We start from the raw sequence: 21,692 nt of genomic DNA on the forward strand, positions 1-21,692 counted from the left end.
TTTGGGTTTATAATACTTGTTAATGTCTGTTTGTATTTCTTAATTTTAGAAGGTGAAAAAATGGCAAAGAAAACAATTGCTGATATCAAAGTGGAAGGCAAAAAAGTACTTATACGTTGCGACTTTAATGTGCCTTTGAACGACAACAGAGAGATTACCGATGACGCTAGAATTACCAAGGCTCTCCCGAGCATAAACAAGGCTCTTGAAGGCGGGGGAAGTGTAATACTTATGAGCCATCTGGGACGGCCGAAAGGCGAAAGGAATATGGATTTCTCGCTTGCACCCGTAGCCCAAAGGCTCTCAGAGCTTCTGGGCAAAGACGTCATTTTCGTTGAGGACTGCATAGGCAGCGATGTTCAGGCAAAGGCTGCAAGCCTAAAGCCGGGGAATGTTATGCTGCTCGAAAACCTCAGATTCCACAAGGCCGAGACTATAAAAGACAAAGCTGCCAAGGAGGACGAGCAGCTCAGAGAAGCGAAAGATAACTTTGCGAAAGAGATCGCCGGCCTTGCAGATATTTACGTATGCGATGCCTTCGGAACAGCACACAGAGACAACGCCTCAATGCTTACGGTTCCCCAGATGATGACAGGTAAACCTTGCGTTGCGGGTTTCTTGATTGAGAAAGAGATAAAATTCCTCGGCGATACAATTGAAGCAGGCGATAAACCTTTTGTTGCGATTCTCGGTGGAGCGAAAGTCTCAGATAAGCTTCAGGTAATTGAAAACCTCATGGACAAGGTAAACACCATCATAATCGGCGGAGGTATGTCATTTACATTCGCCAAAGCAATGGGCGAAAATATCGGAAGCAGCCTTTGCGAAGAAGACTTTGTTGAAAAGGCCGGTGAGCTTATGGAAAGAGCCAAAGACGGCAACTGCGAGATCCTCCTGCCTGTTGACACAGTGGAAGCGAAGGAATTCAAAGCGGACGCTGAGCATAAGGTTGTGGAAGGAAGCATTGATGACGGCTGGTTAGGGCTTGATATTGGGCCTAAGACCTCAGAGATGTTTGCCGATAAAATCAAAAACGCAAAGACCGTTGTATGGAACGGGCCGATGGGAGTATTTGAAATGGAAGCGTTTGCTAAAGGCACTAAGGCTGTAGCTTATGCACTGGCAGAGGCTACAGAAGCCGGAGCAAGAACCGTAATCGGAGGCGGAGACAGCGCAAGCGCGATAAAGGTCCTCGGGCTCGAGGATAAAGTAAGCCACGTTTCAACCGGAGGCGGGGCATCTCTTGAGATGATGGAAGGCAAGAAATTCGCATGCCTTGCCATCCTTGAAGATAAATAAGAAAAACTCACTCGGGGCGGCAAAAACAGCCGCCCATTTTTTTCTTGGAGATGAGATGTTTTCAAAAGTAGTAACCCCGCGTTTTGGAGATATAGACGGCCTGCGTCATATCAACAACTGCGTTATTCCCCAGTGGTTCGAGCAGGCAAGAAATCCCTTATTTGAAATATTTGTGCCGGATTTGAGCCTCGATCCCTCAAACTGGAATATGATAATGGCGCATATAGATTTCGACTTCCTCGGCCAAATGTATTTCGGTACGGATGTGCAAATCAGAACATACATCTCAAAGATTGGGAATTCATCCTTCCATTTATACCAGCAGGCCCTGCAGAACGACAAATTATGCGTAGAGGGGAATGCCGTTATCGTGCATTATGATTTTTCTCTGCAAAAGGCAGTTCGGATTCCTGATGATATTAGAGAAGAGCTGAAAAAGCATCTATACAGCGATCATAGCTAAACACTAACGCCCTCAAGCCTCAGCATCCGAAGTTTCAATAAGTTACCACTGCTTCCCATAAAGCCTCCAAGTGATCCGTCTTTTTTGATCACTCTGTGGCAGGGAATAATAACAGGCAGAGGATTGTTTGCAAGCGCTCTGCCAGCCGGCCTTGCTTTGCCCTTCTGCCCTGCTTTATCCGCCAAATCGGCATAGGTGCAGATGCTGCCGTATTTTATCCTCGCCGCTGCTTTTAGTATATCCTTTGAGAAGCCTTCTGCATTAAGCTTAATTTTCAAATCACTGAAATCAACTTGCCTGCCCTGAAAGTAAAGAATAATTTTTTCAGCCGCATAACCAGGAACCTTGTAAGAAGAACTATATCGTTCTGTTATGCTCAAAACATCCTCTTTGCTGTCAGCAGGAAGAATCACTCGGCAAATTATGCCGGCTGATTCCACAATGCCCGCCCAGCCTAATTCTGTTTTGAAAACCTGATGTTCAAACTTATTTTCTGGCATTTTCTGCATATCGTTCTTGCGGATTGCCTGTAAAAAATGCTGATATAAATATTATAATTGGGAAAACTGTAAAAGAAAGCAAAACATTGCTGTATGTCCCGAAGAAACCCTTAAGCAGGCTGAAAAGCCAAGGGCCGGCTGCTGTTGATATTACCAGCATCGACATTGTAAGACCGTTAATTGCCCCGAGGTGTTTTCTCCCGAAAAATCTTGCCCAAGCTACAGTTCTCAGTGTATTAAAAAGGCCTCCGCTTGTCCCGAAACCAGCCATAAACATCACCCTGCCATAAAGCTTGTCCCAGTTTGCGGTTCCTATGATTGCAAAGGTTATAGCGATCATAAATATAAACAGGATCTTTTTCATTTTCACTTTGTCGCTAAAGTATCCCCCAAGAAGATTGGAAAAAGCGCTGAAAAAAGACATAGGCATATAAAGGCCGAAAGCCTGCTGGGCTGTAAGGCCTGCTTCCATTCCAATTGCCTCAGTATGGAATGAGATTGAAGTTGTAAGAAGGGCGCTCAATGCCACTGCAAAGGTGTATATCCAGAATTCAACAGTTTTAACCGCCTGCGACCTTGTAAAATCAAAATATTCATCCGCAACCTCCCCGCTTTTCTCTCTTGCCTTTTGATAATTCGGGCCGTCAACGTGCATGCCGCAGTCCTCGGGATTATCACGGAACATAACAAAAGCAATGATACTCATTCCTATCCCGACAGCCGCAGATAAGGCTATATACGTGCTGCTCCAGCCTATATTTCCGACCATAAGACCAAGCGGTTTGGGGGAGGCATTAAACCCGAATGAGACTACAATCCCGCTCAATGCGGCTGTAAGCCCCCTTCTATGCTCAAACCATCTGGCCATAGTAACTCGGGAGCTCATTGTCATGCAGCCCTGTCCTGAGAAACGCATAAATGTGAAGCATAGGCAGACTGCCGCAAAGGCAAGGCCGAACTGACCCGCAAATTCAGCAAAGCGGTCTATCTGACTCATCAAAAGGCATGCCAATCCAAGCAGAAAAGCAGAAATTGTACCCATAATCCTGCCGCCGAGTTTGTCTATCATCTTCCCTGCAAAGGGAAGCATAAAACTGCTCAGCAGTGTACCAACCAGATAGGCCTTGCTCAAATCTTTTCTTGAAAGCCCAACAGCCTCCCTCAGCGGCTCTGTGAACACGCTGAAGCCTATCGTCTGCCCGGGCACACTCATAACTACCCCGATAGCGCATACTGCAACGATCACCCATCCATAGAAAAACGGGATCTTTGCAGGCTTAAAAGGAAAGTTTACTAACTTGGTACTCAAAACAATTTTATCTTTCAGCAGTATAATTTTTGTTGCACAAAAAAAGAGCGGTGTCGTTGGACACCGCCCCCAGCTTTTGAGGCAAAGCTGGTTGTTAAGGAGGAGGAGGTCAAAATGTTTTAGAGGAGTAGTAGGTTTTTGTGAGCTTTACTATCCAACTTGGTATTCTACGGTGTTCTTATTGCAATATCAAGGATAAATTAGTTAAAATCAAATTATTTATTAATTTTTTTTCTGTACTCTCTCGCTTGCTCAAAAAAATCACGAAGCTCAGATAAGTAATTGTTGGAAATGAAAAACTTGAGTTTCTCCAGCTTTTCTATTATCCCGTCTAGACTGTTAAGCATATTTTCTGAATTTGTCATAAAAATATCTGTCCAGATATCAGAATCACCCTCCGCAATTCTGGTTGTATCGCGGAATCCCTTGCCTGCATACTTTATAAATTCCTCGGGAGTTGAGAGCACCATAGCTGCCGCAGCAGCGTGCGGAAGATGGCTCAAAACAGCATATATACTGTCATGACGAGCGGCAGTCATAATTGATGTCTGCATCCCCAAGGCCTCCCAAAAATCGCTGAGAAAAGAAATTTTCTCCTCACAGACCGATTCACTCGGGGTAATAATGCATCTTGCGCCTTCAAAACAAACATCACAGGCGTTGTCTATTCCGGACTTTTCAGAACCTGCAATTGGATGTGAACCTATAAAAACGCCATTGCCCAGAATGTCTTCCGCCCATTCTGAGACAATAACTTTAGTAGATCCAACGTCGGTAACAACAGTTTTCTCATCCACGAATTGTGAAATTTTGCTGAAAATTGATTTAAAAGTTCCCACTGGAGCAGCAGCGATAATCAACTCTGCATCTTCAACACAGTCTTCTATTTCTGCCGCATACTTATCTGCAAAGCCGAGTTTCACTGCCTTGGCGGCGTTCGCGGAGGATTTATCGTAATAGGAAACCCTGCAGCCATGAAGGCGTTCTTTAACCGCCTTGCCTACAGCGCCGCCTATAAGGCCTGCTCCAATAATAGAAACTTTTTTTAAGTTTTTGGGCATTTTTCAACCGAAGTAACTACTGCGATCTCATCACAATGCTCTTGTTTCGGGCAATTAGCGCAGTCGCTCCATACTTTCATCGGAAGCCTGCCTTTCTCTACGGTTTCAAAACCGCATTTCAAAAAGAAATCTTCTTCAAGAGTAAGGGCGAAAACCTTTTTTATTCCGAGTTCAGAGGCGATTTGCATATGCTTCTGCACTATTGCCTTACCTAAACCTTTGCCTGCATATCTTTTATTAACAGCAAGACTCTTAATCTCTGCAAGGTCTTTTGAGACAACCGACAGTGCCCCGCAGCCAGCAATTACACCCTCTTGCTCAGCAACCACAAAGCTCATAATATCTTCATAAACCCTTGAGAGGGACCTAAAAAGCATTCTGTCAAGCTCTGCATAATGCCTAATTAGTTTATGAATGCCCTCAGCATCGGAAATTTTTGCCTTGCGTATAGTCATAATAATTAAAAAAAATAGGCAACCTTAAAAACAGGCTGCCTAAATTATCTCAAATTGCCTAAAAGAATGAATTAAGCCTGCTCTTTTTCCTGCTCCTGAGCTGCTGAATAATCTTCAGAATCATCTGAGGAATTAGAATCAGAGTAACTGTTATCGTTTCTTTTTACCTGCCCTTCAACATCTCTTATCTCAGACTCGATCTCATCAGTATCAATATCTTCAGAGATCTGTTCTTTGGTTTCTTTAAGGCCTTCCTTGAACTCATTAACACTTTTTCCCATACCGCGTGCAATTTCAGGAAGCCTCTTGCCAAAGATGAGCACAGCAATTATTAAAATAATAATCAGCTCTTGAGGACCAAAATTTATAAAACCGAGAACGTATTCCATTTTCTCACCCTTATATGAAACAAAATTTTCTTAACTTGTTTTAAATCTAACATTAAAAACTAATTTTGGCAAGCCAAATATTTAAATATTAGTAAAGGTTTGCAAAATTATTCATTTACCACCATTTACTACGCTCAGAGCAGATAAAAGTTGGGCTGAAATGCAATAAACTTAAGCTAAATTCCTTTAAATTCAATACACACGCTCACACTGCCCTGCCCATTTGATTGCTTTTTGGGCTTGGAGGAAGCAATTGAGGGCTCAATAAAACCCATAGAAGGCTCAATTGTTTCGGCTGAAGGGAGACGAAAGCTGTTTTGAATATCAAAGGTCTTTGCAAGATTCAAAGCCTTATTCCAGCTTGCCTCATTTAGAATTTCTGCAGCCTGATTAAAGGCAGCATTCTCTAATACAATCTGATCGCCGGTGGAAAAGTTTTTGATCGTAAGACGACAGTTTGAATCCGATACCCTCGAAAGATCGCTTAGAACCAATGAAAGGGCTTGTAAATGAGAATCAAACCGAACTCTTCCTTTTTTTGAATCAGCAGAAGCCAGAAGGGATCGGTTGTAAAGAATCTGAGTTAAAAGCTTTTTAGACAGCTCGGAATTATCACCTCCCAAAACCACCCTGCAAGAGAGCATACAGTCGTTCATTAAAGGAGAAACAGGATTCTGAGTGATTCTGTCCACACTCAAACTCCTTGCTGCAATCTTCGCAGGAGCTTGCTTTGGACGCTCATTTATATTGAAAGAGCCCCATATAACTGTAATAACTGCTGCAAAGGCCAGCAAAGCTGCTGCACTGCCGACAGTTCTGAATAGATAAACCCTTTTCTTTTTCCGACGTGCTGCAAGCTTATTTTGTACAAGGGTGTGCATATCCTTAGACGGAGCAAATTCACCGGCCTCAGACAGAATCTCACGGATTTTCTGCTGCTCTCGAACCTTGCGTCTGATTTCAGGCGAACGAGACATGATCTCTTCAAGCTCTGCGGCCTGCTGAGCAGAAACACATCCGTCAACATACTGCGTTATCAATTTTTGGATTTCACTCATTTTTACTCGCCCTCAAAATAAGGCAGAAGCTTTAATCTCAGAGCTTCTCTGGCTCTGTAGATTCTGCTTTTAACCGTGCCCTGAGTTATTTCCAGAATTTCTGCTATCTCATTATAGCTCATCTGGTCTATATCTCTGAGCAATATCATAGTTTTATGATGAAGCTCAAGGCTGTCCACCGCCCGCCAAAGCACCTGTTTTCTTTCATCTTCAAGAAGCTGATCAATTGGCATCGATGCTTCTTGCGAAGCAAATTCCACCCTTTCAGGTTCATCCTCGTTTGCAAACGCTGTTTCGGCTGAGCTGAACGATACAAGCCCCTTTCGCTTCACAAAGTTCAATGCCTGATTAACAGCGATTCTGAAAAGCCAAGTATAAAAGCTGCTTTCGGCCTTGAAATTATCAATGTTTTCAACAGCTTTGACAAACGCATCAGAACAAAGTTCCATGGCATCATCGGGGTTTTGGCAAATTTTCAGAAGTGTCGTGTAGAGTCTGGACTGATATTTTTGGATAAGCTCCCCCAAGGCGTCCTTATCGCCTTGGCGGTAGCGCATCAGTAGGCTGCTGTCTTCTGGATTATTCTGCACTTTAATCAATCTGCAAAGTTTTCTGAGTATTCAGCATACCGGTTTCCGAGATAAAAGTAACCTCAATAACGCATTCTGATAGTGCAGAGCCTTTCTCGGGCATTTGAAGGTGAAATGAGTAGGAACGCATCATATCTCTCCAATAACTGTTGTTATCCTTTGCTGAAACAGCATTTATATCGTCCCATTTAAAGATTCTTTCCGCCTTTGAAACAGCAGAGAGCTTTTTAGGTCTGTAGGCCTCAATCCTGAACACCCCCGGGTGCTTGATATTCGAGCCGAAATTATCCTCCAGCTCAACATATACCTCAAATTGATAGCCTCCCGAAACCTTTGAGGCAGATGAAAGCGGAGAAACCCTTAAGACTTCCGGCTTGAAGCCGGCGTACTGGCTCTCACAGCTATGCTTGCATTCCTCAAGGCTTACGGAGGATGTAAAAACGCCGCAGCCGCCCGTAAAAATCAATATACAAACAATAAGCTTAACCAATTACAGATCCTCACCTTTGAGTAAATGTCCGAAACGGTGCTTTTTTGTTCTCAAGTAGTTTACGTTGTACTCGCATGGCTGCATCTCAATAGGCATCTGCTCGACAACCTCAATCCCGTAAACCTTGAGCCTCTCGATCTTCTTAGGGTTGTTGGTGAGGATTTTCACCTTGCTCACTCCCAAATCCCTGAGTATCTGCGCTCCTATACCGTAATCACGCTTATCAGGGGCAAATCCCAGCTCCACATTCGCATCATAAGTATCAAGGCCGTCTTCTTGGAGCTTATAGGCCTTTAGCTTATTAACAAGGCCTATCCCTCTTCCTTCCTGACGCAGATATACGAACACCCCTCTGCCCTCTTTCTGAATCATCTCAAGGGCCTTTTCCATTTGCTTGCCGCATTCACATCGCTTTGAATGAAACAAATCGCCTGTCATACATTCTGAGTGCATTCTGATAAGAACAGGTTCATCTGTTGTTAAATCACCTTTGCAAAGGGCAATATGAGGCTCTGTTGAGCCAAGGCTCTCATATCCAACAAGCTCAAATTCGCCGAAATCTGTAGGCATAGACACTGCCTGCATTCTTCGAACCTGAGTTTCCTTCTGCATCCTGTATTCAATTATATTGGCAACTGAAGTCATCTTTAGATCGTGCTCCCTGCAAAACTTCACCAGATCAGGGAAACGCTTCATACTTCCGTCGTCGTTCATTATCTCGCAAATAACGCCCGCCGGCTTGAGACCTGCGATCCTTGCAAGGTCCACAGCACCTTCAGTTTGGCCTTCTCTGGTAAGAACGCCGCCTTCCTTTGCCCTCAGAGGAAAAATATGCCCGGGACGTGCAAGGTCATAAGGCTTTGTTTTATCATCAGATAGTACCTGAATCGTTTTGGACCTGTCGGAAGCGCTCACTCCGGTTGTTATCCCGTCCTTTGCATCCACGCTTACAGTAAAGGCTGTGCCTAGCGAAGCGGTATTTACGAGAGACTGAGGGTGAAGCCCCAGTTTTTCGCATCTCTCAGCCTCAAGCGGAACGCATATAAGACCCCTGCCCCGAGTTACCATAAAATTCACAATCTCAGGGGTTATATGCTCTGCCGCGCAGACCAGATCGCCCTCGTTCTCGCGATCTTCATCGTCCACCAAAACAACCATCTTCCCGCTGCGAAGGTCTTCTGCTACTTCATCTATAGTGTTTAACTGCGTATCTTCCATTTATATATTTCTGTCAAAGGTCTGTAAAATCTGAGCTGTCAAGCAGTTTGAAACCCTCTTTTTTGAGGTTGTCAACAGCGGCCTGCTTCAGGGTATCGTGTATCTCCATGCAGCAGACACCCAAATTACCGGGTTGAACAACAAAGCCGAATACATCGGCAATGTTTACATCATTCTCATTCATAATTAATGTGAGCCGCTTCAAATTTCCCGGACTGTCTGGAACGCTCACAGCGGTGATATCTTTAAGTGCGCAGGCAAATCCCCTTTCTGAGAGCGCAAGCCTTGCCTCGTCTGGTTTATCCACTATCATCTTGATAAGGCCGTATTCGCCTCTGTCCTGCACGGTAAAGGCCTTGATGTCGATTTCGTTTTCGGTAAGAATATCAGTTACCCTGTAAACTCTGCCCGGCCTGTTTTCAACAAAAACATTAAGCTGCTTTATCATAATTAAAGCTCCAATCTAAATTTCTTCCCGCATATCAATCACCCTCTTTGCCTTGCCTTCAAAAGTAGGCAGGGTGCCGGGTTCGTGTATCTGAACAGCTGGATTAACAAATATTGATGCCTTCAGCTCCTCGCAAATTCTTTTATTCAGGCTGTCGAGCTGCGAGGCATCTCCGCTGAACATCTTTGAGTATATCTCAACCTTTACAATTACCTTGTCTATAGCCCCGCTCTTGGCAAGAACAATCTGGAAATTCGTTCCAACCTCGGGTATATTCATCACAACCTCCTCTATCTGAGAAGGGAATACATTCACGCCGTTGATTATCATCATATCATCGGTTCTCCCCATAATACGGGAAAGCCGGCGGTGAGTTCTACCGCACGGGCAGTCTGAATCATAGATATGACACAAGTCTCTTGTTCTGTATCTTATAAGCGGCATAGCTGTTCTGGTAAGGTTTGTGAGAACAAGTTCGCCCTTTTCGCCGTCCGGAAGCACTTGGCCTGTTTCAGGGTCGATTATTTCTGCGATGAAGCCGTCTTCCCAGATGTGCATTCCGTTTCTGTAAACGCATTCAAACGCTACTCCCGGCCCGTTCATTTCGCTTAGCCCGTAGGAATTGTAGCAAGGCATATTGTAAAGCTCTTCAAGTTTTTTTCGTGTCTGCTCAGTATGCGGCTCTGCGCCGGTGATAGCCCTTTTGAGATTCAAGTCTTCTATTTTCGTATTAAATTCATCCAGCTTCCCGTGGATGTGCAGAAGGTAGCTCGGGGTAATGTGCAGAGTTGTTGTTTTGAAATCCTGCATATATTTAACCTGCCGGATCGTGTTTCCACCGCCGATAGGGAGAACCGCCATCCCTACTCGCTCAGCCCCGTAATGCAGGCCTAAGCCGCCTGTAAACAGTCCGTATGTCATCATATTCTGGAATATATCGCTCTTCGTGCAGCCTGTTGCAACAAGGCTCCTTGCAACCAGCTCAGTCCAGCAGTCCATATCCTCGGCCGAAAGATAGATTACCGTAGGAACGCCTGTTGTCCCGCTGGAGGAATGAATTCTCACAACATCATCAAAATCCGATGCGAGCAGTCCTGTGGGGTAATTCTGCCTCAAATCGTTTTTTGTAGTGAAGGGGAATTTCTGAATATCCTCAAGAGTTTTAACATCTTCAGGGGTTTCTATGCCCGCCTTGTAAAACTTTTTCTTGTAGAATTCTGATTTAAAAGCAAGTCCCACAATCTTTTTGAGCCTTTGGAGCTGAATATCGTTTATCTCATCTCGGCTCGCCGTTTCGATCTGCTTATTCCAGAAGTTTATCTGCATTTGTTCTGCCTTTATAATTGTTTTAATTGGCCGCAAAAGCTAAAGTTTAGCAAAGACCGTAAAAATTTCAACTTACAAAAAGGCTCTCTTTATACTATTGCTCAAATTCAATCATCTTCCAAGGCAGTCCGCAGGAATTTAGCCTCTCCATAAAAGGGTCTGGGCTGAACTGCTCCGTATAAAAAACCAACATTTGAATTTTTTTGAGGAAACAGGAATATGGCTCTTTCTGCTACAATATTTCAACTTCCAAAGGGGCTATTGAATCCAAAAAAAGCCCCCTCAAAAATTGAGGAGGCTTTAATGTTTTAAAGGAGTCAGTAATGTTTAGTCAAGCTGTGGATACAGGTTAGACTCGTTCCAGTCGCCCGCCATCAGAGCGAAATCTGCAAGGTCAACTTTGCAGTCGCCGTTGAAATCGAACTGAAGCACGGGTGATTCAGGCTCTGTACAAACTGTTTCACCAGTTATCTGGTAATACTGCTCTGCTACTTCATCGCTTGAAAGTGCATAATTGTACATTTTTATCTCATCGAATACGCCGTATGTTGGCCGCCAGAGTGTGCCGTTTTCATCCCGCATATCACTCATAAGCTGCACAGGCAATTCGTTTCTGCTGGTTTTGAAAGGCCCGCCAACAGCAGCAAGAGTACCGTTGACATAGAGCTTGCCCTGCTCATCTTCGTTGTTTACAAACGCTATATGAGCCCATTCACCTTCTGGCAGATAATACTCCTGAGGAGCTGTAACAGGGCCGTAATCCTGATGATTGATGTCAATCTGTCCGTCCGGACCGAGACCAAACCACCAGTTATTATCTAGCTGCTGGTCTTTAGAGCAAACAAGGCCTGTCCAATCTGTAGGAGCAACACCAGAGCCTGCCCATTTGATCCAGAGGGTAATAGAAAGCCCGTTTGTGTACTCAGCAGGCACAAAGGCATCAGTTTCTGCGGCCACAAGAGCGTTAGGCTCAGTATCAAGTGCTTGGCCAGTCATTGCAGGGTCAACACCGTCAACCCACTGACTTGCCAGAGGTGTAGTGTTTGGGTCTGCATGATGGCCTTCGCCTGAAGCGTCTGTATAGTCTCCATCAAGCGGCCAATAACCTATCATACGCTTAACTCCCAGCATCGCAGAATCAGTATCTACAGTTCCGGCCGCATTGTTTGTCCTGCAGAAGTATTCACCCTCATCGGCTTTCTCAAAATCAGCAATTGAAAGGCTTGTGGTGTAGCTGTCACCGTGCTGAGATACTCCGATTGTTACGTCAGGGTCGCTGTCGTCAAGAATAAGCTCAGGTTCACCTGCCTTCACCCAATTCACAGAAGCTGCAGACTTGCTGGTAAAAGAAGCATTTAAAGTTACTTCTGTGCCGGCAAAATCTGCCGTATCTTCAGGTGAAGCGGTAATTGCAGGGATTGCCGGCAGTGCTTCGAACTCCCATACAGGACCAGCAATGTTGCCCGGAGCGCCTTTTGAAGCACCGCTAACCTGCTCTTCAACCTGCCAAAATACCTCATCACCAAGGTTGAATGAGTAAGGAACCTGCACAGGATCACTGCCTGCCGGAACGAATGTATCAACTTCTGCCACATTGTTGTTCGGATCTGCTGGGTCGAATGTTGAATAGATAGTAACAAAGTGCCCTGTAATGTCTGGGTTCGGATTTGAAGTGTCAGCGGGGTCGCCGGCAGTGTCAAACTGAACAGAAGTTACGGCAGCAGGGTCAACATTAATCGCATTGTTGGCAGGCACTGGGTTTCTCGGGAAGGTTTCCAGATCTATCACGTCTTCAAAGATCTGCCCTCTAACATCAGAGCCTCCTTCGGTTTCCATAGCAACAGCGCAGCCGTCTGAGGTTACCAGCTCAATTGAAGGATACCAATCACGGCTCAAGCCACCCATTGAAGGGTAATTGTAGCTTTCTCCCTCAGCGGGAAACTGGCCAAGAACGCTTACTCTGCGATCGCCAGTGAGATTTGTTGAGCCTAATGTTCCTGTTATGGTTTCTTCATAGAGCCTTCCGTTAATCATAACTGCAAGCTCGCCGGTGTTCGCATTGAAAGAAGCAAAAGCTTCTGTTTCAACGCCCGGATATACTGGTCCCATTGCCACTGCAACGCCTTCATCACCTGAGGCATCGGTATCATCAAGGCTGGCTACATTTGCCTGCTCTCCGCCGGAGCCGCCGGCTCCCTTTGAGCAAAATGTTAGCATACCATCGCAGATATACAGACCTGTACCAAAGGTAGTTCCGCCTACCTCAATCACTATTACCGGCCCGTCTGTTTTAGTTGTGTCTGCTTCAGTCGGAGTAAATTTTGCTGAAAGTGTTATCAGCCCAGAGCTGTCTATTGGCGGACAAGTTTGGCTTTGAGCGGTTTTCTCAGAAAAATCTACCAAGGCATCAGCGTCATCGAATCCGGGAACTATTTCTCCAGCCAGAGACACTGAACAGGCCGCTGCAAAGAACATTAATACAAGGATTTTATATACTTTCGTCATTTTATTTTTCTCCATAATATTTAATTATCACTTACAAACCGAATTACTCGCCCGCTGCGGGATAAAGCATACTGTTCAGCCAGTCAACCGACCATTCAGCAAAATCTTCAAGGCCTACGGTGCAGTCTCCGTTTATATCATAAGCGAGATTTTCAGCATTCGGCTCAACGCATATTTGTTCGCCGGTTACATCATAGTACAAGCCGGCAATATCCTCTGGAGGCATAGCATAATTGTAGAGCCTAACTTCATCAAATATCGCCTCGGTGCAGAAATCGAGGTTATCAAGCTGGTTTGTTCCGAGGAATACAGGCACACTTGCAGTATTGATGCTGTACCTGCCCGGATTTGTCTGGTCAATTTCAGAGCCGTTTACATAGAACGTGGCAACTTCATCGGCGGATGAGGTTACCGCAAGATGAACCCACTCGCTCTTTGGAAGATTGTAATATCCGTATGGTGCGTATCCCGGGGCATTTACAGTAAGCCAGCCTGTTCTCTGATCAAACTCCCAAAACCAGTTATTCTGACTTGAGTCACGTGAGCTGAATATAGTACGTAAATGATTATTTGCAGGGTGGCTGTCCGCTCCCGGCCAATAAATCCACATAGACATAGTAACTTCATCGGTGTATTCAGCGGCCGCAAAAGGCTCTGTCTGAGCAACCGTATCTCTGTGTTCTATTGTACTCAGAGCCTGACCGGTTACTGCAGGGGCGACGCCGTCAACCCATTGTTCTGTTATCGGTTCTTCATAAGGTGTAAGGTGATTCTCTTCGCCGGAATAGTCCTGATAGTCTCCGTCGAGAGGCCAGTATCCAACCATACGCTTAACAGCAAGAGAAGCAGAATCAGACTGAGTATCGCCCGCTGTGTTTGCTGCAATGCAGTAGTAATAACCTTGATCAGCCACCTCTGCATTATTGATGTAGAGCGTTGAGGTGAATTCATCGCCGTTCTGGGCAAGATCAATGGTTATGTCAGGATCGGATTCGAGCAGTTCTGTGTCAGGGTCGCCTTCCTTATACCATGCTGAGCTTGCTGCTGATTTGCTTGTGAAGGTGTATTCAAATACCGCCTGCTCACCTGCAAATACGGCCTCATCTACAGGCTGAGAAACAGCAGCCGGAGTAGCGGGCAGAGTTTCAAAGTTCCACAGAGGCCCAACTATATTTGCAGAATCGCCTTCCGGTGCTCCGCTCATCTGTTCTTCAACGTTCCAGAAAACCTCTTGCCCGAGCTCGAGCTCGAATGTTTCAGGCGTATTGACCGGCACTGTAATAGGATCTGCTCCTGCTGAAACGAAGGTTTCATAAAGCGGGGCCATGCCAAGATTAGGATCGCCGTCCATTCCGCGATAGAAAGTTACAAAATGACCTGTTACGTCAGAATTCTGAGAGCCCGCATTTTCCGGATCTTCAGCAGTGTCAAAACTAACTTCTGTAAAGGTGTCGGGGTCGATATTCTCAGCTCTTACCGCAGGAGAAGGGTCGTGAGGAAGAAGCGTAGGATCTACGGCTTCTCCAAAAATCTGTCCTCTCACGGTAGTGCCGGATACGGTAGTCATTCCCCACGTATTTTCTGCATTAAGCAGGGGCTCATTTGCTCCATTCAAGCCGCCCATTGAGCCTGTATCAATAGTACCTGCTCCGAGAAATGTAACAGTTTGGTTACCTGTCAGATTTGTTGAGGTGGGGAAAGTGTCCAGATAGACGATTCTTCTAACTCCATTAACTGAAGAAAGAACTATACCTGAATTCAAATCGACAGAAACCCACGCATTTACTTCTTGTTCTGCCTCAATATCGCCCATTTTTACTGCACCAGCACCATCTGCAAATTCGAAATCTTGAAAGGTGCGGTCGTTATTTCCGCTAACATTTGCCCTGAAGGCGTAGTGAAGCTCGCCGTTGCAGATCCAAATGCCGCTGCCGAAGGTGGTACCGCCGGTTTCAATTACAGCCACCGGGCCGCTGTCTTCTGTAACATCGGCCACTGAAGGTGTGAATTTTGCGGCGAAGGTGATAGTGCTGCCCGGGTTCAGGGCTGTAATATCGCCGAAATCTCCATCTCTGGCAGCGGTATAATCCACCAGGGCATCGCCGTCATCGAACCAAGGGACTATCTCCCCTGCCCAGACGGACGCCGCAACTGAACAACAGAAAAGAATTAAAAACACTTTTTTCATAATGAAATACTCCGAAATAAATTTAACTTATTAACTATATGCAGCAACCAAAGCTGCAACTTCCATTTAAAAATTTTCTTCAGTGAATTAATAAGAAGGAGCCAATCTTTTTACAAAAAAAATCACAGCCATCCCATAGGTCCATAGATTTATCGTTGAGGGCTTGTTTATTGTATTAAAACGCCCTTTTCCTGAAGGATTTCAATCACCCCAGTTTGCATTTTTTTGGCTATTGTTCAATTGTCAGTTATTTGCTCAATACTGCCCACTCTTTTTTCACCTCTTTCTTTGCGTAAAATCTTGCTACATATTAAAACCTGGCAAATAAGCCTGCTGAGGGCTTGCAACCATACGCGGTGAACCACGTGCTGTCCCACAGGCAGCCATAACGCTAAAAACATCCAGCCGGCTGAATAATACACCCCTCAGCAAAGTAAACAATCGACTGAATGTTCCTTTCCATTTGCCGAGGAAACCTATATACCGTATTAAAATATAAGCAAGCATTGCCGTCCATACTTGCCATAGAATCGCTTCTTGGCTATGCCCTAGGAAATCGCTTAGCTGCAAAGTCTGCTTTATTTGCTTGAAAAACACCTCTATGCCCCATCGGCATTTATATAGGCCGCAGATACTGCTCGGCGCCCACTGAGTATTGTTAGTGATAAATTTCATAAGCTTTTTCTCGCCGTTAACTTCCACATAAGCCTTAACCAAACGGAGCTGCTTCGGGTAGGCCTCATAGCTTTTCGGCATTTCAAGTTCAATTAATGCATCGTATTGGATATCACCTTTTGGTTCTGTATTCTGTTTAACAAAACGATATTTCATATTGTCTTTGGCTCTGGTAACCCAGAATAATTCTCGCCTGTCAAGATCAGCCAGATGCTTAAAATCCACGTAAGCCTTGTCAAAAACCGCTATTTCGCCGCTTTTAAGGTTCTGACAGAGCTGATAAGCCTCTGTCGAATCATGGGTTGAGGCTTCTTTTACAATAGCAAATTGAGGCAGGAATGTCTGGAGATTAAGCTGCATGTGGCACTTTGCAGCGGCTTTGCGTCTGCGATGTTTAGCCCAGTCAATACAGTTGGCTACAAGCTGAATCGTTGTTGAATCAACCGCATATATTGCTCTCTTAAAACGCCTTGGAAGGCCGGAGTATTTATGACCTCTGCCAAAATTAGGATGCTGGGCTTGGATATGGGACAGCACCTCCCAGAAGAGAGTCTCTGCCATACGAGGATCTCGAACCCTGTTTGCATGAGAAAGCCCATTCCTGCTTGGTGGGGTTGCACGGCGAATAGGAATCAAAGCTCCGGAATGATTACGCAATGTGTCGGCAACGTCGTTCAGCGAGAGGCTGTGAGCAATCTGGACATGAAGCATAGATACAATGTGAGACCAGCACGAAAATGTTCGTGATTGCTTGTCAATACCGTAAAACCGGGATAATTTTGAAACAAGATAAGCAGGAATATATTGGCATATCTGCTTGAGAACTGTATATTGATGCTTAGCGGGTGTCATGAGTTACTCCTAATTTTTGGTTAGTTTGTTGAAATTAGTGTAACTCATACCCCGCTATTTTCAAAGAAACATCTTATATTTTGTTCTTCTATGGGATGGCTGTGAAAAAAAATTATTTTTTTTTAATTTTCTTACTGAATTTGTCAGCATATCTATCAAGTTAGAATATTGCTCTAAAAAACCATAAAAATATCAGCCTATAATCAGAGGCTCTTCCGGATAATTGTATTTAGCTGTCTTAAATCTGAGCAGCAAAGAGGAAAGGATCGTAAGAGGGCCTAACCTGCCTAAGAGCATAGTGAATATCAGCAGCACCTTGCCTGAGACAGAAAGCTCAGATGTAATGCCTGAAGAAAGCCCTACAGTAGCAAGTGCGCTTGCCCCTTCGAACATCAAATCAATGGCCTCAAAAGAATTGCTTCTTTCGGTTATCATAAGCCCGAATACAACGATTATGTATGCGGTAATATAGAAAAAAGCCACTGTAATCGCCCTGCCAATTATTGCTGTTCTAACGCTGCGTCGGAAAGCCTCCACCTCTTTTTTCTTGGTAACAGCGGCCAAAACTGCGAGTATTATAACCACAAGAGTAACTGTTTTCATACCGCCTGCTGCTGAACCCGGCGAACCTCCTATGAGCATAAGTATAATCGAAAAAAGCTTGCCTGCCTCGCTCATCTGGGCTACCTCAATGGTATTAAAGCCGGCAGTTCGCGTTGTAACGCTCATAAAAAAAGCATCCTTGAGGCTGGAGATTTCGCAGGTTTCAAAGATATAACCAAAAGTGATGTATCCTGCTGTGCCGGCTGCAAGAAGAGCGAGAGTTGCCCAAACTGCAATTTTTGTCTGCAGGCTGGTATATCCGGAAGGCAATTTATTGAAAACTGTAGGCGGGATGAATAAAGAGCGGAATAAATTGCGGATTTTGCAGGCTGTCATTTCGCTGATATTGTATAGAACGGTAAAACCGAGCCCCCCGAGGATAATCAGCGGGCACACTACCGCATAAATCTGCGGTGAGGCCTTGAAAGAGGTGAAGCTGTCAGTAAAGAGCGAAAAGCCTGCGTTGCAGAATGCACTGACTGAATGGAATATACTGCAGAAAAGCCTTCTGCCGGCCTCAAATCTTGCGCTTTCAAGCTCCCACATACCCCATAGGCCCGCAGCTCCAAGAGCCTCAGCTATAATGGTGAAAGCGAAGATAAAGCCTATCATCCTCTTAATCCGGCCAACTGTTTCAGTACTCAGTAGATCCTGCAATGCTACTGATTCCTGCACCGAAAACGCTTTGCCGAAAAGCAGAGCAAATATTGCACCGAATATAATTATTCCCAATCCGCCGAGCTGCATAAGCGTTAAGATCACAAACTGACCCAGAATCGTAAAATCGCTGCCGGTATCTTTTACTATCAGTCCAGTAACGCAGACTGCACTGGTTGTTGTAAAGCATGCATCTACAAAGCTAAACTGCTCACATTTATGAAAAGTGGGGAGCTTAAGAAAAATCGCCCCGATAATTATGAAAGCTATAAAGCTCAGAACAAAAGTTCGCATCGGGTTTCGCCCAGTAGCCGCAACCTTAACAATAAACCTGCAAACAGAATCTACAACCTGAACTATAAGGTAGATATTCAGGACAAGAAGAATGCCTTCCACGGGATGATCGCTGAAAAATCTCTGAGAAGCGAGGATAAAAAACAGTACCAGAGCCAAAAGCAGCGGAATCTGAAACCAGTTTCTCCGGGCGTATGCAAGCTTGTTTTTTGCACGTATAAAGCCGGCTGCGTGGCTCACAAAGAAATATATAAATGCGAGTATTTGAATAATGTGCAGAGCTGCAGGACTTACCAGCGGCTCATAAAAGCCGAAAAGCAAGATAAAACTTGCAACCACCAACAGGCACACACTAATATGGACCCATTGTTGGGGGGTTAGCTTTACACTGCCGTTCTTCATTTCAGGCTGTCTCTGTAAACTTAAGGAGTTTTTGCTTTCAACTGATGATTATACTGAAGTCATTAAGGATAGCTACCGGCCGTTTTAGAAATTTCCGCCTTATTCATATGCAAAAACAAAAGGGGCTAAGCTGGAAACTCGCCCCTTAAAATTTCAAGTTGAATCTATCTGCTGATTTTACTCAAAATCACAAACTGTGTATTTTTCAACGGATTCTACTTCATCAAGAGCTTTCTGCGCTTCCTTGCCCAAATTCTGGTCAAGGCTCAGAGCCATCATTGCCTTGCCGCCTTTACGGCCTACGCTCATAGTACCGATGTTGATCTGGTATTTCCCGCAGGCTGTTCCGATAGAACCGATGACCCCTGGCCTGTCTTTATAAAGTGCCAGCATAATCAGGCCGCTCGGAGTAAATTCAGTTTCATAACCGTTTATACTAACAATCTTCATTATGTTGTCGTCAAACAACGTGCCTGTTACAGAATAATCGCCTATTTCTGTTGACACTTTCGCTGTGAAGCAGGAGGAGAAGTTTGTGCAGTCTTCGTTTTTCACTTCATCAATAGAGATTCCTCTTTCTCTTGCAAGGAAGCCTGCATTTACGATATTAACCTGCACATCGAAATTCTGCTGGAGCAGTCCGATAGAGAATGAAGTTTTCAGCGGAGTAACATCCTCATTTGCTATAGTCCCGCGGTACTCAAGCACAACCTTCTTAATCCTGCCTGCCTTGAGAACGTTCATAAGCCTTCCTACCTTTTGAGCAAGTTCGCTGTAAGATTTGATAATCTTCGGAGCCGATTCACTTACGGCAGGTGCATTAATAGCGTTCTTAATCGGGCCGCCTTTAATCGAATCCATCAGCACTTCCGCCGCCTCTACTGCCACTCCAATCTGAGCTTCCTCTGTGCTGGCGCCGAGGTGCGGTGTTACAAGGCTGTTCTCGAGTTTCTCAAACCTTCTGTTCTCAGGGGGCTCTTCATTGTAAACATCCAGAGCTGCGCCCGCAATAACGTTATTCTCAAGGGCATCGTAAAGGTCATCTTCATTTATTATCCCGCCCCTTGCACAGTTTACAATCCTCGCAGTTGGCTTCATCATCTCAAGCTGCTCTTTGGAGATGAGGTTTTCTGTATTTTTGTTCCTCGGGATGTGCATTGTAAGATAATCGGCGTTTTTGTAGATCTCTTCGAGAGAATCTGTAATCTGAACACCGAAATTTTCTGCCTGAGTGGGGATTGAGAATGGGTCGTAACCCATTATTTTCATATTAAATCCGGAAGCCATTCTGATAACTGCCATCCCGATTCTTCCAAGCCCTATAACACCGAGCACCTTGTTGTTGAGCTGATTTCCAACGTAGAGTTTTCTGTCCCAGCCGCCGGATTTCATCTTGTTGCACGCCGGCACAACATTCCTGCTCAAAGCCAGCATAAGAGCCATGGTATGCTCTGCAGCGCTTAGCGTGTTTCCGCCTGGGGTATTCATCACCAGAACGCCCTTGCGGGTTGCCTCGGGGATATTTATATTATCAACCCCTACGCCTGCTCTGGCAACGCCCTTTAGATTGCCAGTGTTTTCCAGAACCTTTTCGGTTACCTGCGTAGCGCTTCTTACTATAAGCCCATCATAATCACCGATTATAGAGGAGAGTTCTTCCTCACTGATGCCCGTTTTCACAACGGCTTCAAAGCCTTCAGTGGCATTGATCAAATCGATTCCCTGCTGGGCTAACTTGTCTGCAATAAGTATCTTATACATACGTTCTCCATTAAAACTTTTGAAAAAAGCTGCTGCTAAACTTACCAGTCACTAAAATCTGTATCAACAGCTTCCTCAGCAATTTTGAATTTGTTTTTCTTACATTTATAGAAGTGCCTTAATATACAATGTGCGTTTGCAGTTGCAAGTCTTGAGCCGAGTTTTTCAGCACCTTTTTCGCACTCTATATCATATTTCAGCACCTTATATTCACTTCCTGCCGGCCAGAGCTTCTTATCCTTGGTGATATCATAATACAATGCCCCGATCTTCATTTCTGCAGAGTAGTATCCAAACTGGTGAGACAGGCGGATTATATCAAGGCCCTGAATCTCTATGTAAAACATTTTCTTCGCTCCAAGCTTTTCCGCTGCCCCTGATGGATCCAGATCTGCAGAGTTCGTATCAGCAAAAGGCGCATCTTCGTATGTCAGGATATTTTCAGGAACGTAATCTTTCTTGAAACTCACCTTTATATAGGCCTTCATTTTGTCTGCAATATCCTGCCTTATATTTACAGGAGTATCAATCCATGCCGGCTGAGAAACGAAAATATATATCTTCTCTTTAAGATCCGGTTTCAGGTCATATTCAGGAAGTATATACTGCTTTGAAGGGCCTGCTGCAAGTATGCCGGCAAGCTTGCAGCCTCCGGTAAAAATCGCCGCAGAAACAAACAAAATTAAAACTATGTTTTTTTTATTCATAAATAATCGTTTCATAGAAAATCTTCCAGCCCCAGGAAAGTAAGATTATAACCAAAGCAGCTAATAATAAAACCCGTAATTTCCACTTTATAAAAAAGCTTCTTTTTCTCCGTACCGCAGGGATAAGCAGTATTGCAGATTCAACCCAAACAGCAATACTGAATATGCATAATATAAAACCTGCCGGCTGAGCTTTGAGAGAGTCCAAAAAATTCCCTTCAAGGAATAATTTTGCTGAAGTTGTCATCCCGCAAAATGGGCAGGGTAAATCGTGCTTCTGCCTGAATCCGCAGATCCCGAATACAGATTCGCCGCTGATGATTTCGCTGCCCATAAGCCATATTAAAAACCAGCCAAAGGGCACGCAGATAAAAACTATCCATCTCCAAACGGCAAATGTCCCTGAATTTTGAATTTCAGCGGGTTTGTGATTCAAATTCTG

At 44.7% G+C, this 21,692-nt stretch carries 20 protein-coding genes; 2 read left to right on the plus strand and 18 right to left on the minus strand.

The annotated features are described in order from the left end of the window. The first annotated feature begins 60 nt into the window (after positions 1-60). Both STSP1_RS02070 and STSP1_RS02075 read left to right on the plus strand, forming a co-directional pair. Positions 61-1,299: a phosphoglycerate kinase gene (locus STSP1_RS02070; protein WP_085754762.1), complete on the plus strand. Its 1,239-nt coding sequence runs from the start codon at positions 61-63 to the stop codon at positions 1,297-1,299. A gap of 55 nt (positions 1,300-1,354) precedes the next feature. Further along, complete coding sequence (locus STSP1_RS02075; RefSeq protein WP_085756639.1) at positions 1,355-1,762, plus strand: acyl-CoA thioesterase; 408 nt, start codon at positions 1,355-1,357, stop codon at positions 1,760-1,762. Here the strand turns inward: STSP1_RS02075 and STSP1_RS02080 are convergent. From STSP1_RS02080 to STSP1_RS02165, 18 genes are all read right to left on the minus strand, one after another. Then, positions 1,759-2,271 (minus strand): methylated-DNA--[protein]-cysteine S-methyltransferase, encoded by a 513-nt coding sequence (locus STSP1_RS02080; protein WP_085754763.1) that lies wholly within the window; start codon positions 2,269-2,271, stop codon positions 1,759-1,761. The genes STSP1_RS02075 and STSP1_RS02080 overlap by 4 nt on opposite strands. After that, a complete protein-coding gene (locus STSP1_RS02085; RefSeq protein WP_123806950.1) occupies positions 2,249-3,571 on the minus strand; it encodes an MFS transporter in 1,323 nt (440 codons plus the stop codon). The genes STSP1_RS02080 and STSP1_RS02085 overlap by 23 nt, the downstream gene beginning before the upstream one ends. A 215-nt stretch (positions 3,572-3,786) precedes the next feature. Beyond that, positions 3,787-4,632 (minus strand): prephenate dehydrogenase, encoded by an 846-nt coding sequence (locus tag STSP1_RS02090; RefSeq protein WP_085754765.1) that lies wholly within the window; start codon positions 4,630-4,632, stop codon positions 3,787-3,789. Then, positions 4,617-5,087 carry an N-acetyltransferase gene (locus STSP1_RS02095; protein WP_085754766.1) on the minus strand — a complete coding sequence of 157 codons (471 nt, stop codon included), beginning with the start codon at positions 5,085-5,087 and terminating at the stop codon, positions 4,617-4,619. Before STSP1_RS02095 ends, STSP1_RS02090 begins: the two co-directional genes overlap by 16 nt. Positions 5,088-5,158: 71 nt before the next feature. Continuing rightward, entirely contained in the window at positions 5,159-5,476 is a 318-nt protein-coding gene (locus tag STSP1_RS02100; RefSeq protein WP_161491565.1) for a Sec-independent protein translocase subunit TatA/TatB, read from the minus strand. Between the two features lie 176 nt (positions 5,477-5,652). Then, positions 5,653-6,534 carry an anti-sigma factor family protein gene (locus tag STSP1_RS02105; RefSeq protein ID WP_085754767.1) on the minus strand — a complete coding sequence of 294 codons (882 nt, stop codon included), beginning with the start codon at positions 6,532-6,534 and terminating at the stop codon, positions 5,653-5,655. 2 nt (positions 6,535-6,536) lie between these two features. Next, on the minus strand, positions 6,537-7,091 hold the full coding sequence (locus STSP1_RS02110; RefSeq protein WP_085754768.1) for an RNA polymerase sigma factor: 555 nt from the start codon (positions 7,089-7,091) through the stop codon (positions 6,537-6,539). A 34-nt stretch (positions 7,092-7,125) separates the two neighbouring features. Then, positions 7,126-7,614: a hypothetical protein gene (locus tag STSP1_RS02115; RefSeq protein ID WP_085754769.1), complete on the minus strand. Its 489-nt coding sequence runs from the start codon at positions 7,612-7,614 to the stop codon at positions 7,126-7,128. After that, the gene (locus tag STSP1_RS02120) at positions 7,615-8,832 is read right to left on the minus strand and encodes a bifunctional 3,4-dihydroxy-2-butanone-4-phosphate synthase/GTP cyclohydrolase II (protein ID WP_085754770.1); all 1,218 of its coding nucleotides are present in this window, start codon (positions 8,830-8,832) and stop codon (positions 7,615-7,617) included. A 13-nt stretch (positions 8,833-8,845) separates the two neighbouring features. Beyond that, positions 8,846-9,280 carry a hypothetical protein gene (locus tag STSP1_RS02125; protein ID WP_085754771.1) on the minus strand — a complete coding sequence of 145 codons (435 nt, stop codon included), beginning with the start codon at positions 9,278-9,280 and terminating at the stop codon, positions 8,846-8,848. 15 nt (positions 9,281-9,295) lie between these two features. After that, positions 9,296-10,606 (minus strand): phenylacetate--CoA ligase family protein, encoded by a 1,311-nt coding sequence (locus STSP1_RS02130; protein ID WP_118158562.1) that lies wholly within the window; start codon positions 10,604-10,606, stop codon positions 9,296-9,298. A 327-nt stretch (positions 10,607-10,933) separates the two neighbouring features. Beyond that, positions 10,934-13,111 carry a LamG-like jellyroll fold domain-containing protein gene (locus STSP1_RS02135; RefSeq protein WP_161491566.1) on the minus strand — a complete coding sequence of 726 codons (2,178 nt, stop codon included), beginning with the start codon at positions 13,109-13,111 and terminating at the stop codon, positions 10,934-10,936. 43 nt (positions 13,112-13,154) lie between these two features. Then, a complete protein-coding gene (locus STSP1_RS02140) occupies positions 13,155-15,299 on the minus strand; it encodes a LamG-like jellyroll fold domain-containing protein (RefSeq protein ID WP_085754773.1) in 2,145 nt (714 codons plus the stop codon). Positions 15,300-15,602: 303 nt separating this feature from the next. Further along, entirely contained in the window at positions 15,603-16,826 is a 1,224-nt protein-coding gene (locus STSP1_RS02145) for an IS4 family transposase (protein WP_085754774.1), read from the minus strand. Positions 16,827-17,018: 192 nt separating this feature from the next. Next, the gene (locus tag STSP1_RS02150; RefSeq protein WP_085754775.1) at positions 17,019-18,782 is read right to left on the minus strand and encodes a TrkH family potassium uptake protein; all 1,764 of its coding nucleotides are present in this window, start codon (positions 18,780-18,782) and stop codon (positions 17,019-17,021) included. 177 nt (positions 18,783-18,959) lie between these two features. Continuing rightward, complete coding sequence (gene serA, locus STSP1_RS02155) at positions 18,960-20,543, minus strand: phosphoglycerate dehydrogenase (RefSeq protein WP_085754776.1); 1,584 nt, start codon at positions 20,541-20,543, stop codon at positions 18,960-18,962. 41 nt (positions 20,544-20,584) lie between these two features. Beyond that, positions 20,585-21,265 (minus strand): hypothetical protein, encoded by a 681-nt coding sequence (locus tag STSP1_RS02160; protein WP_123806951.1) that lies wholly within the window; start codon positions 21,263-21,265, stop codon positions 20,585-20,587. Continuing rightward, positions 21,243-21,686 carry a DUF2752 domain-containing protein gene (locus STSP1_RS02165; protein ID WP_085754778.1) on the minus strand — a complete coding sequence of 148 codons (444 nt, stop codon included), beginning with the start codon at positions 21,684-21,686 and terminating at the stop codon, positions 21,243-21,245. The genes STSP1_RS02160 and STSP1_RS02165 overlap by 23 nt, the downstream gene beginning before the upstream one ends. Between the last annotated feature and the right edge of the window lie 6 nt (positions 21,687-21,692).

The sequence above is a fragment of the Sedimentisphaera salicampi genome (genome assembly GCF_002117005.1).
GTDB lineage: Bacteria > Planctomycetota > Phycisphaerae > Sedimentisphaerales > Sedimentisphaeraceae > Sedimentisphaera > Sedimentisphaera salicampi.